Here is a 10,928-nt window from a genome sequence, read left to right as displayed (position 1 = left end):
CCACGGCGGCAGCGGCCCAGGCTCGCCCGGTCCCGGCTCGGTCGGGGCGCAACGCGGCCCGAGCAGCCGCGGTCGGCCACCGAGCCGAGCCGGCATGTGCCGGGGACTGCCGCGGGGTCGCGCTGCGCTGTCCGCGCCGTCCCCCTGAAACAGTGCAGCGGGGTCGGGTCCTGTAGGGTCCCCTGAGCGGCATCAGATTTCCAAGCGAAGGGGACCCTACAGGGGCCGGCCCCGCGGTCAGGTCCCTCAGGGGCCGGCCCCGCGGTCAGGTCCCTCAGGGGCCGGCCCCGCGGTCAGGTCCCCCAGGGGCCGGCCCCGCGCTCAGGTCTGACCGGCCGTGGCGAGCAGCCGCCGCATCTCGGCATCGCGCTCCGCTGGCGGCAGCCCGCCGATCCTGGCGGCCTCGGCGTAGAAGGCCTGGAGGTCGCCGTCCAGCTCGGTGAGCAGCAGGCTAAAGGCGGGCACCAGCCCGCGGTAGGTGGCCGAGGGAATGAGCCGGGCGTTGTTGAGCGGCGCGTCGAACCAGCGATCGTAGCGGTCCCAGCCGTCCCACGATGCCTTGAGGGCGGCATATTCGCGGCGCAGCCGGGCGAAGGCGGCCGCCTTGCCGGCGCGCAGTTCGGGTTCGGCAGCGCCGGAGGCGTACAGGGCCTGCAACTCGCCGCGGGTGCGGGCCAGCAGGAACTGGAAGGCCTCGGCGCGCCGGCTGGACGCCTGCCAGGCGGCCAGCGCCTCCTCCCCGCCGCGGGCCAGCAGCCAGCGGCGCACGCCCTCTTCCTCGACGGCCGTGGCGAAGGCCTCGTTGAAGGCGGAGTCGTCCTCGACGTAGAGCTGCTGGTGGGCCAGTTCGTGGAACAGCAGGCCGGCGAGCCGGGCGTCGTCGCGATACAGCATGGTGGAGAGGACGGGGTCTTCGAAGCGGCCGAGCGTCGAGTAGGCGGACGCGCCGCCGACCCAGGTGTCCCACCCCTCCGCTGCGAGGCGTGCGGCGGTGCGTTCGGCGTCCGCGCGGGCGAAGTAGCCGCGATAGACGACGCAGCCGGCCACGGGGAAACACCAGCGCTTCGGCTCGAGCGAGAACTCCGGCGCGGCGTAGACGTTGTAGACCACGGCCGGGCGATCGAGCTGCACGTAGCTGGTGTAGCTGCCGTTGTCGGGCAGGCCGAGCTCGGTCACGGCAAACTCGCGCGCGGCCTGTGCCAGCTCCAGCCGCTCCCGCACCGCCGGCGGCGTGGCCGGGTCGGCGATCACTGCCGGCAGCGGCTCCCGCGCCGCCATCAGCTCGAGATGACCGCTCACGGCCTGGGCGTAGTAGCCGGCCGTGCTGCAGCCGGCCAGCGGCGGCAGCAGCAGGAGCAGCAGGGCCGCATGCAGCGGCCGGGTCCGGGCGACGGGACTCATGGCCCAAACGATAGCAGGGACCCGCGCGGCCGGCAGGCCCGGCCGGCGGGACGCGGCGGCGCGTATACAATGCCGCCATGGATACCTACCTGGTCGGCGGCGCGGTGCGCGACGAGTTGCTGGGCCTCCCGGTCGGCGACCGCGACTGGGTGGTGGTCGGCGCCACGCCCGCGGCGATGGAGCGCGCGGGCTTCCGCGCCGTGGGCCGCGACTTCCCGGTGTTCCTGCATCCCGAGACCGGCGAGGAATACGCCCTGGCCCGCACGGAGCGCAAGACGGCGCCCGGCTACCGCGGCTTCGTGGTGAATGCCGCGCCGGAAGTCACGCTGGCGGAAGATTTGCAGCGCCGCGACCTGACCATCAACGCGATGGCGCGCGCGGCCGACGGCACGCTGGTGGATCCCTGGGGCGGCCGCGCCGACCTGGAGGCCCGGCTGCTGCGCCACGTGTCGCCCGCCTTCGCCGAGGACCCGGTGCGGATCCTGCGCACGGCACGGCTGGCGGCCCGCTTCGCGCCGCTGGGCTTCACGGTGGCCGAGGAAACGGTGGCGCTGATGCGGGACATGGTGGCCGCCGGCGAGGCCGACGCGCTGGTGCCGGAGCGCGTCTGGCAGGAAACGCGCCGCGCGCTGGAGACGGACTGCCCGGACGAGTTCGTCCGCGTGCTGCGCGACTGCGGCGCGCTGGCGGTGATTTTTCCGGAGCTGGAGGCGCTGTTCGGCGTGCCCCAGCCGGCGCGCTGGCACCCGGAGATCGACACGGGCCGGCACCTGCTGCTGTGCCTGCGCGCCTCTGCGCGCCTCGGCCTGGAGCCCGAGGCGCGTTTCGCCGTACTCACCCACGACCTGGGCAAGGGCACCACGCCGCGGGCACTGTGGCCGGCGCACCATGGCCACGAGGAGCGCAGCGTCACGCTGCTGCGCCGGCTGTGCGAGCGGCTGAAAGTGCCGACGGCGTTCCGGGAGCTGGCCGAGGTCGTCGCCCGCTATCACGGCCTGTGCCACCGGGCCGCCGAGCTGCGCCCCGCGACCGTGCTGAAGCTGCTCGAGGCAGCCGACGCGCTGCGCCGGCCGGAACGCTTCCGGCAGTTCCTCGGCGCCTGCGAGGCGGACATGAAAGGGCGCGACGGCCTGGCGGATGCGCCCTACCCGCAGGCGGAGCTGCTGCTGCGGGCGCTGGCGGCGGCGGCCGCCGTCGAGCCGCGGGCGCTGGTGGCCGAGGGGCTGTCGGGCGAGGCGCTCGGCGAGCGGTTGCGGGCCGAGCGCATCGCCGCGATCGCCGCCGCCTGCCCGCGCGACTAGCTCAGAGATAGATCCAGAGCAGCACGCCCGCCAGCAGCAGCCGGTAGACGGCGAAGGGCGCCATGCCCATGCGCCCGAGCAGGGCGATGAAAGCGCGGATCGTCAGGTAAGCCACCACCGCGGCGCTCACCGCGCCCACCGCCAGCGCCGGCCAGTCGGCCGGCTGCGGGTCCTGCGCCAGTTTCAGCAGCTCGTAGCAGGTGGCGGCCAGGATCACCGGGATCGACAGCAGGAAGGAGAAGCGCGCCGCCGCCTGCCGGTTGAGGCCGAGGAACAGCGCCGCGGTGATGGTGATGCCGGAGCGCGAGGTGCCGGGGATCAGCGCGACGGCCTGGGCCAGCCCGACGATGAGCGCCTCGCGCCAGCCGATGTGGTACTCGTCGCGGGTGCGGGCGCCGCGGGCGTCGGCGACCCACAGCAGCACGCCGAACACGCCGGTGGTCACGGCGATCACCAGCGGGGAGCGCGCCAGGGTGCCGACCTGGCCGGCGAACAGCGCGCCGCACACCACCGCCGGGATGGTCGCGAGCACGACCCACCAGGCGAGGTCCGAGTCCGGCGTGCGCGCGCGTCCGCGCAGGGTGCCGATGGCGTCGCGGGCCATGGGCCGGAGCTCGTGGCGGAAGTAGAACACCACCGCGGCCAGCGTGCCGAGGTGCACGGCGACGTCGAAGGGCAGGCCCTGGTCGGGCCAGTCGAAGAACACCGGCACCAGCACCAGGTGCCCGGAACTCGAGATCGGCAGGAACTCGGTCAGCCCCTGCACCACCGCCAGCACCAGCGCCTGCACCAGGTCCATGCGTGTTTCGCTCCTACAGGCGGTTGGCCAGGTCCAGCAGGCCGAAGCCGGCGAGTGCCGGGCCCAGCCCGCGACTCAGGCCCAGGACGCGAAAGCGCTCGCCCATCTCCCCGGGCAGCAGCAACTGCCGGGCCTGCTGGGCCTGCATGATACCCGCTGTCCCGCCCGGCGCGGCCGCCAGCATCTCCTCCAGCCCGTTGCCGGCGAGGAAGGCCGCCTGGGTGGTGAAGCCCTCGAGCGTGAGGCCGGCTGCGACGCCGGCCGCGGCGACGGTGGTGAAGTCCACCCAGGCGGTGAGGTCCTGCAGGCCCGGCCACCGGAAGGGATCGTCGTGGGCGCGGTGGCGGTAATGGCACATGAACGTGCCCATGCTGCGCTCGGGCGCGTAGAGCTCGCGCCGCGGCAGGCCGTAGTCGATCACCAGCACCAGCCCGGCGGCGAGGCTCTCGGCCAGGCTGCGCACCCAGGGCCCCAGCAGCGGACTGTGCTCGCTGGTGTAGCCCTCGGGGAAGGGCGCGCCGCGTTCCCGTTCCAGCGCCTGCACCGCGGCCGCCAGTTCGGGCGGCGGGTCCAGCAGCGCCCAGCCCGGCGCGCCCGCCGTGTCGAAGCGCACGCCGAGCTGCCGCAGCTCGCTGTCGGCGATAGTGAAGCGCTCCACCGGCAGGGCGTCGGCCACCTCGTTGGCCAGGACGACGCCGCGGAAGCCGGCCGGCAGGCTGTCGAGCCACTCGACCCGGTTCCCGAGCCGCTGCTGCTGGCGCTGGCGCAGTTCGGGGCTGGGCTCGAGCATGAGCCAGCGCAGGCCTGCGCCCGCCTCCGCCAGGGCGGCCTCGGCCAGGGCGCCGCTGCCGCCGCCCAGCTCCAGCACGGCGCCGCCGCCGAGGGCCTCGAGGGCGGCCAGCGCCTGGCGGGCAAGGCAGCGGCCGAACAGCGGCGAGAGCTCGGGTGCGGTGACGAAGTCTCCGGCGGGCCCCAGCTTGGCTGCCCCGCCGCTGTAGTAGCCGAGGCCGGGGGCATACAGCGCCGCCTCCATGAAGCGCCTGAAGCTGATCGCGCCGCCGGCGCGAACTGCTTCCTCCCGCAGCTGCGCCAGGAGTGCGGCGCTGCGGGCCTGCGCCGCGGGCGGCGGCGCGGGCCAGTCGGCGGGGCTGGAGGACACTGGGTGCAAAGTTCGCCACAATGACGCCGCCCCGGGGGCGGCCGATGAGCGAGGAATGCTACATGAGCAACGACACGGACAACCACAGCCTGGCGGGCCGCGTGGCGCTGGTGACCGGCGGCGCGCGGCGCATCGGCGCGGCCGTGGCCGAGGCGCTGCACGAGGCCGGCGCCAAGGTGGCCGTGCACTACCGCGGCTCGCGGGACGAGGCCGTGGCGCTGGTGGGCCGGCTCGATGCGCGCCGCCCGGGCTCGGCGCTCGCGCTGCCGGCCGACCTGCTCGACACCGCGGCGCTGCCCGGGCTGGTGGACCAGGTCGCCGCAGCTTTCGGCGGGCTCGACCTGCTGGTGAACAACGCCTCGAGCTTCTATCCGACGCCGGTGGGCAGCATCACGGAGCAGCACTGGGACGAGCTGGTGGGCAGCAACCTGAAGGCGCCGCTGTTCCTGTCACAGGCGGCCGCGCCGTTGCTGCGCCGGCGCCACGGCCTGATCGTCAACCTGGTGGACGTGCATGCCCGCCGGCCGATGCCCGGCTATCCCGTGTATTGCGCCGCCAAGGCCGGACTCGAGATGCTGACCTACGCGCTGGCCCATGAGCTGGGACCGGAGGTGCGGGTGAACGGCATCGCGCCCGGCGCCATCCTCTGGCCGGAGGCCGGGGCCAGCGAGGCCGAGCAGGCGGCGACGCTCGCCGGCATCCCGCTCAAGCGCACTGGCGCGCCGGCGGACATCGCGGCCTGCGTGCTGTTCCTGGCGGGGGCCGGCAGCTACGTCAACGGGCAGGTGATCGCCGTCGACGGCGGCCGCCACCTGGGCTTCTAGCCTGGGGACTGTCCCCAGGACCGGTCCTGGGGACAGTCCCCACTAGTACGCGTCGTTCAGGCGCCAGCGCGGTTTCCGGGCGGGTTCGCGTTCCAGCTGCTGGAAGGCCTCGGCCGCCACCTGCGGGCACGCCCCGGTAGACAGCCATTGCACCGCCGTGTCGAAGGAACTCTCCCCTGCCGCGCCAAACGGCAGGGTGGGGTCGTCGCCCGCGACGCAATCAGGCCCGATGCCGTCGAAAAAGTCGCCTTCGCCAAGCGCGTTGACGAACTCGAACGTCACCGGTCGCAGCACCTGCTCGCAGAAGCGGAAGCCCGACTGGCCGACCGGCTTGCCGAAGGTCGTGCTGCCCACCGTGACGGTCTCGACGTAGGGCGGCAGGCCGTTGATCAGCAGCTCCGAGGCCGAAGCCGTTGCCGGCGTCGTGATGAACACGACCTTGTCGAGAGAGAGCGCGATCGACAACGGATTCGCCGCCAACAGGAAGGTCTCGTTGCGACCGCTGTTCTGGTCGTTGTACCAGAGGCTGTAGAAGGGCAGTCCGGGGTTGTCGCGGCTGGCGAGAAGGTTGGCGAAATACTCCGCCACCCGCAGCAGGCCGCCACCGTTGTAGCGCAGGTCTACGATCAGCTGCGTTACCCCGGCGCTGCTGAACTCGGTGAAAGCCGTGTTCAGGGCGGCGATGCCGGGATCAACGAAGTTGCGGAACACCAGGTAACCGGTGGTGACCCCGTCCAGGTCGAACACCTGCGTGGCGGTCACCGGCGGAATGGTCACCGTGTCCTTGACTAAGGTAGAGGTGATCTCGGCGCCGGCCTGGTTGCGAAACGTCAGCTCGACTTCGAAGCCGATCTCGCGCGGCCCCAGCGCGTCGGTGAGCCCGCCTTCGATGGCGAGGATATCGGCGATCGGCACGCCGTCGATCGCCAGGATGCTGCTGCCGCGATCCAGCCCCCCGGCGGCCGCGGGCCCGCCCTCGAAGACGTCGAGGATCGTCACCGAATCGCCGTCGACCTGCTGGCGGAAGCCGAAGCCGATGAACTGGCTGGCGCTGAACAACGCGTCTTCCTCCGCCTGGGTGGTGAGATAGCTGAAGCGATCGACCGGGTCGGCGACCGGCGCGATCAGCGCGTCCAGCAGCGCCTGCTGCGAGGAGAAGGAAGCCGGGTCCACGACCGGCAGCTCGTCGTACCAGAGGTACCACTGCTGCATGATGTCGTAGATGGTCTCGTTCTGGCTCGCAATGGAACACTCGTCGGGCTGGGTCACCGTCCCACCCGAGCTCGAGCCGCCGCAGGCGGCGACCAGGGTGGCGCTGCCCAGCGCCAGCAGGATGGAATGAAGTCGCTTGGCACGGTTCATAGGGCCACCTCCGCAGCAAAATCGCCGGGCACCCGCTCCAGCGGATGCCGCGCAGCGTCGAAATTCTCCCACAGCTCGTCGTAGGTCTGCCCCAGCACCGGGTGGGGACTGTCCCCAGCCAGGTCGGCGAGCGGCTTGAGCACAAAGGCATAGCGCGTGATCTCGTCGCGCGGCAGCTCGACCCCGTCGATCACCCCGACCGCGTCGCCGTACAGCAGCAGGTCCAGGTCGAGGCTGCGCGGGGCGAACTTGGCCTCGCCCCGGCGCCGCCCGTTGGCCGCCTCGATGGCCGCCAGCGCCGCCGCCAGCTCGCCCACCGGCTCGTCGGTCTCGAAGGCGATCACCAGGTTGAGGAAGTCCTCGCCCTGGAAACCCACGGCCTCGTTCCGGTACACCGGCGAAAGCCGCAGCAGCCCGTAGCGTTCCGCCAGCGCGCGCAGCCCGGCGCCCAGGTGCGCGCGGGGCTCGATGTTGCTGCCGGCGCCGACGAAGACCTCAGGCATGAAAATCCGCCGTGGTGCGCTCGATACACACGCCGACGTCGCGCGCGCCCCGGATGGCCCCCGGCTTGTTCAGGGTCACCTTGACGCGGCTGACGTCGAACTCTGTGACCACGATCCCGGCGATGCGTTCCGCCAGGGTCTCCACCAGCTGGAAGCTCGAGGCCTCGACGAACTCGATCAGGCGCTTGGCCACGGCCTTGTAGTTCAGCGTGTCCTCGATGCTGTCGGAGGCCGCGGCGCGCCGGATGTCGGCCGCGATCTCGAGGTTGATGCTGACGGTCTGGCGGATACGCCGTTCCCACTCGTAGATGCCGATGACCGTTTCGACCCGCAGGTCGTTGAGGAAGATAGTGTCCACCCAGGTCCTCTAGACGCTGGCGCCCGGCGGGCGCAGGGTTTCAAGATCCCACCGGGCGCGTGCCTCGATGGACGATGACGCGGCCTCGCCGGCCTTGAGCCGCAGCATACCCGCGTAGGCGATCATGGCGCCATTGTCGGTGCAGAACTCCAGCCGCGGGTAGAACACCTCGACCCCCAGCGCGGCGGCGTCGCCCGTCAGCCGCTCGCGCAGCCGCCGGTTGGCGCCGACCCCGCCCGCCACCACCAGGCGGCGGATGCCGGTCTGCTCGACCGCCCGCAGGCTCTTGCCCACCAGCACGTCGACCATGGCTTCCTGGAACTCCCAGGCCACGTCCGCCCTGGTTTTTTCGTCCAGCTCGAGGTCGCGGATTCCGATGATCACGGCGGTCTTCAGGCCGCTGAAGCTGAAGTCCAGCCCCGGCCGCCTGAGCATCGGCCGCGGCAGGCTGAGCCGCCCCGGGCCGCCCGCCGTCGCCAGCTGCGCGAGCGCCGGGCCGCCGGGATAACCGAGACCGAGCACCTTGGCCGTCTTGTCGAAGGCCTCGCCGGCGGCGTCGTCGAGCGTCTCGCCCAGCACGCGGTACTGCCCCAGGCCCTGCACCTCCACCAGCATGCTGTGGCCGCCGGAAACCAGCAGCGCGATGAAGGGGAACGCCGGCGCCGGCGACTCCAGCATGGGCGCCAGCAGGTGGGCTTCCATGTGGTGCACGCCGATCGCCGGCACGCCCCAGGCCCAGGCCAGGCTGCGCCCCGCGCAGGCCCCGACCAGCAGCGCGCCGATCAGTCCCGGGCCGCCGGTGTAGGCCACGCCGTCGAGCTCCGCCGGCGTCGTGCCGGCCTCCGCCAGCACCTGGTCCACCAGCGGCAGCAGCTTGCGGACGTGGTCGCGGGACGCCAGCTCGGGCACCACGCCGCCGAACTCGGCATGCAGCCGGACCTGGCTGTAGAGGGCGTGCGCGAGCAGCCCGGCGCGGTCGTCGACCACCGCCACGCCGGTTTCATCGCACGAGGTCTCGATGCCGAGTACCCGCAAAATCGTTGTCCTCCTGCCTACTGGCTTTCATCCAGCGACGCCGCTACAATGGCCGGTCTTTACCCCGGCCCAGGCGGCCGGATCAAGCTGACTTCAAGCCAACTTCTAGGATGGTGAGCTTTTCAATGCCTGGTGTACGCGTACGCGAGAATGAGTATTTCGACGCCGCCCTGCGGCGCTTCAAGCGGGCCTGTGAGAAGGCCGGCGTCCTGACCGAGCTTCGTCGCCGTGAGTTTTACGAGAAGCCGACCCAGGAACGCAAGCGCAAGAAGGCCGCGGCGGTGAAGCGTCACGCCAAGCGCCTGCAGCGGGAGCAGTCCCGGCGCAAGCGTCTCTACTGATTCCCCCGCCCACAGGACCCCGCCCGGTGTCCGTCAAGACCCAGCTCCGCGACGACATGAAGCAGGCCATGCGCTCCGGCGACAAGGCCCGCCTCGGCGTGGTCCGCATGGCGCTGGCGGCGATCCAGCAGCGCGAAGTGGACGAGCGGGTCGAGCTCGACGATGCGGGCGTGCTCGGCGTGCTGGAGAAAATGATCAAGCAGCGCCGCGAGTCGGTCGAGCAGTATGCCGCCGGCGGCCGCCAGGACCTGGCGGACAAGGAATCCTTCGAGATCGAGGTCCTCTCCGCCTACCTGCCCGAGCCGCTCGGCGCAGCCGAGCTGGCCGCCCTGGTGGACGCGGTGATCGCCGAGACCGGCGCCGCCTCCATGAAGGACATGGGCAAGGTGATGGCCGAGCTGCGCCACCGCGCCCAGGGCCGTGCCGACATGGCGGCGCTGAGCGCACAGGTGAAAAGCCGGCTCGGCTGAGCTATTTATAGCGGGTGCAGTACCCGCCTCCCCCACTTTCCCGTCCGCCGCGCGGCTCGCGGCCGGAGTGCCGATGGGCCTGATCCCGGCCAGCTTCATCGACGAGCTGATGAGCCGCACGGACATCGTGGAGGTGATCAACGCCCGCGTGCCGCTGAAAAAGGCCGGCCGCGAGTACAAGGCCTGCTGCCCCTTCCACGGCGAGAAGACGCCGTCGTTCACCGTCAGCCCGACCAAGCAGTTCTATCACTGCTTCGGCTGCGGCGCGCACGGCACCGCGCTCGGCTTCCTGATGGATTTCGAGCACCTCAGCTTCCCCGAGGCGGTGGAAGAGCTGGCCTCGCTGGCCGGCCTCGAGGTGCCGCGCGAGGAATCCCAGGGCAGCGAGCGCCGCACCGACCTGTACGGCCTGCTGGACGCAGTCGCCGCCTTCTACCGCGACGAGCTCAAGCGCCACCCGCCGGCGATCGATTACCTCAAGGCGCGCGGCATCAGCGGCCCCACGGCGGCCACCTTCGGGCTCGGCTGGGCGCCGGAGGCCTGGGACGCGGTGCTGAAACGCTTCGGCCGCGACGACGAGACCGTCCAGCGCCTCGCCACCGCGGGCCTGCTGGTCGAGCGCGACGGCGGCGGCCACTACGACCGCTTCCGCGGCCGGGTGATGTTCCCCATCCGCGACGCCCGCGGCCGGGTGATCGCCTTCGGCGGGCGGGTGCTCGGCAAGGACGAGCCCAAGTACCTCAACTCCCCCGAGACGCCGCTGTTCCACAAGGGCCGGGAACTCTACGGCCTGTACGAGGCGCGCCAGGCGCTGCGCCAGATCGACCGGCTGCTGGTGGTCGAGGGCTACATGGACGTGGTCGGCCTGCGCGAGGCCGGGATCGCCTGGGCCGTCGCCACCCTGGGGACGGCCACCACGCCGGACCACCTCGAGCGGCTGTTTCGCGTCACCGAGGAAGTGGTGTTCTGCTTCGACGGCGACCGGGCCGGGCGCCAGGCCGCGTGGCGGGCGCTGGAGAACGCGCTCCCGACGCTGCGCGAGGGCCGCCAGGTGCGTTTCCTGTTCCTGCCCGAGGGCGAGGACCCGGACTCGCTGGTGCGGGCCGAGGGGGCGGAGGCCTTCGCGGCCCGGCTCGACCACGCCCGGCCGCTGTCGGAGTACCTGCACGACGAGCTGGCGGCGCGCGTGGACATGGACAGCATGGACGGCCGCGCCCGGCTGGCCGAGCTGGCCAAGCCGCTGGTGGCCAGGGTCCCCGAGGGCGTCTTCCGGGCCCTGCTGGTCCGGCGTATCGCCCGCGCGGTGGGCATGGACGAGGCCGGCTACGGCCGCTTCGTCGAGGCTGCCGCCGGCGAGGCGCCCCGCGCCCCGGCG

Annotated in this window: 12 protein-coding genes; 5 read left to right on the top strand and 7 right to left on the bottom strand. The window is 72.3% G+C overall.

All coding sequences use genetic code 11. The annotated features are described in order from the left end of the window. Nucleotides 1–321: 321 nt before the first annotated feature. The gene (locus G6N75_RS04395; RefSeq protein ID WP_165346968.1) at nucleotides 322–1,401 is read right to left on the bottom strand and encodes an aminopeptidase; all 1,080 of its coding nucleotides are present in this window, start codon (nucleotides 1,399–1,401) and stop codon (nucleotides 322–324) included. 77 nt (nucleotides 1,402–1,478) lie between these two features. Here G6N75_RS04395 and G6N75_RS04390 point away from each other — a divergent pair, with 77 nt between their 5' ends. Further along, the gene (locus G6N75_RS04390; RefSeq protein WP_165346966.1) at nucleotides 1,479–2,702 is read left to right on the top strand and encodes a multifunctional CCA addition/repair protein; all 1,224 of its coding nucleotides are present in this window, start codon (nucleotides 1,479–1,481) and stop codon (nucleotides 2,700–2,702) included. Between the two features lies 1 nt (nucleotide 2,703). Here the strand turns inward: G6N75_RS04390 and G6N75_RS04385 are convergent, their stop codons facing one another. Together G6N75_RS04385 and G6N75_RS04380 are read right to left on the bottom strand one after the other, a co-directional pair. Next, nucleotides 2,704–3,501: an undecaprenyl-diphosphate phosphatase gene (locus tag G6N75_RS04385; RefSeq protein ID WP_165346964.1), complete on the bottom strand. Its 798-nt coding sequence runs from the start codon at nucleotides 3,499–3,501 to the stop codon at nucleotides 2,704–2,706. 13 nt (nucleotides 3,502–3,514) lie between these two features. Beyond that, entirely contained in the window at nucleotides 3,515–4,660 is a 1,146-nt protein-coding gene (locus G6N75_RS04380; protein WP_346765489.1) for an SAM-dependent methyltransferase, read from the bottom strand. Between the two features lie 62 nt (nucleotides 4,661–4,722). Between G6N75_RS04380 and G6N75_RS04375 the strand changes: the two genes are divergently transcribed. Next, entirely contained in the window at nucleotides 4,723–5,484 is a 762-nt protein-coding gene (locus tag G6N75_RS04375) for a pteridine reductase (RefSeq protein ID WP_206202917.1), read from the top strand. A gap of 42 nt (nucleotides 5,485–5,526) precedes the next feature. On the opposite strand, the gene G6N75_RS04370 is transcribed toward G6N75_RS04375, so the two are convergent. From G6N75_RS04370 to tsaD, 4 genes are read right to left on the bottom strand one after another with little or no spacing between them, the layout of a single operon-like run. After that, a complete protein-coding gene (locus tag G6N75_RS04370) occupies nucleotides 5,527–6,846 on the bottom strand; it encodes a S41 family peptidase (protein ID WP_165346962.1) in 1,320 nt (439 codons plus the stop codon). Beyond that, entirely contained in the window at nucleotides 6,843–7,349 is a 507-nt protein-coding gene (folK, locus tag G6N75_RS04365; RefSeq protein WP_165346960.1) for a 2-amino-4-hydroxy-6-hydroxymethyldihydropteridine diphosphokinase, read from the bottom strand. The genes G6N75_RS04370 and folK overlap by 4 nt, the downstream gene beginning before the upstream one ends. Then, the gene (folB, locus tag G6N75_RS04360) at nucleotides 7,342–7,707 is read right to left on the bottom strand and encodes a dihydroneopterin aldolase (RefSeq protein ID WP_165346958.1); all 366 of its coding nucleotides are present in this window, start codon (nucleotides 7,705–7,707) and stop codon (nucleotides 7,342–7,344) included. Before folB ends, folK begins: the two co-directional genes overlap by 8 nt. A gap of 9 nt (nucleotides 7,708–7,716) precedes the next feature. Then, nucleotides 7,717–8,742: a tRNA (adenosine(37)-N6)-threonylcarbamoyltransferase complex transferase subunit TsaD gene (gene tsaD / locus G6N75_RS04355; protein ID WP_165346956.1), complete on the bottom strand. Its 1,026-nt coding sequence runs from the start codon at nucleotides 8,740–8,742 to the stop codon at nucleotides 7,717–7,719. Between the two features lie 125 nt (nucleotides 8,743–8,867). On the opposite strand from tsaD, the gene rpsU reads away from it, so the two are divergent. The 3 genes from rpsU to dnaG form a co-directional block, all read left to right on the top strand. Next, nucleotides 8,868–9,083, top strand: coding sequence for a 30S ribosomal protein S21 (rpsU, locus tag G6N75_RS04350; RefSeq protein ID WP_165346954.1), 216 nt, complete (start codon nucleotides 8,868–8,870; stop codon nucleotides 9,081–9,083). A 26-nt stretch (nucleotides 9,084–9,109) separates the two neighbouring features. Then, entirely contained in the window at nucleotides 9,110–9,553 is a 444-nt protein-coding gene (locus tag G6N75_RS04345; RefSeq protein WP_165346952.1) for a GatB/YqeY domain-containing protein, read from the top strand. 73 nt (nucleotides 9,554–9,626) lie between these two features. Continuing rightward, nucleotides 9,627–10,928, top strand: a 1,302-nt coding sequence (gene dnaG / locus G6N75_RS04340; RefSeq protein WP_165346950.1) for a DNA primase, incomplete at its 3' end; no start/stop codon positions are given.

This window comes from Thioalkalivibrio sp. XN8 (assembly GCF_011058255.1).
Taxonomy (GTDB): Bacteria; Pseudomonadota; Gammaproteobacteria; order Steroidobacterales; family XN24; genus XN24.
Note: the sequence above shows the minus strand (reverse complement) of the source record. Positions and strands in the feature narration are given on the sequence as shown.

Bases quoted from the DNA above. Each gene is read 5' to 3' on its own strand.
- folK (WP_165346960.1), bottom strand. From the start codon at position 7,349: ATGCCTGAGGTCTTCGTCGGCGCCGGCAGCAACATCGAGCCCCGCGCG.
- G6N75_RS04390 (WP_165346966.1), top strand. From the start codon at position 1,479: ATGGATACCTACCTGGTCGGCGGCGCGGTGCGCGACGAGTTGCTGGGC.
- rpsU (WP_165346954.1), top strand. From the start codon at position 8,868: ATGCCTGGTGTACGCGTACGCGAGAATGAGTATTTCGACGCCGCCCTG.
- G6N75_RS04370 (WP_165346962.1), bottom strand. From the start codon at position 6,846: ATGAACCGTGCCAAGCGACTTCATTCCATCCTGCTGGCGCTGGGCAGC.
- G6N75_RS04375 (WP_206202917.1), top strand. From the start codon at position 4,723: ATGAGCAACGACACGGACAACCACAGCCTGGCGGGCCGCGTGGCGCTG.
- G6N75_RS04395 (WP_165346968.1), bottom strand. From the start codon at position 1,401: ATGAGTCCCGTCGCCCGGACCCGGCCGCTGCATGCGGCCCTGCTGCTC.
- G6N75_RS04385 (WP_165346964.1), bottom strand. From the start codon at position 3,501: ATGGACCTGGTGCAGGCGCTGGTGCTGGCGGTGGTGCAGGGGCTGACC.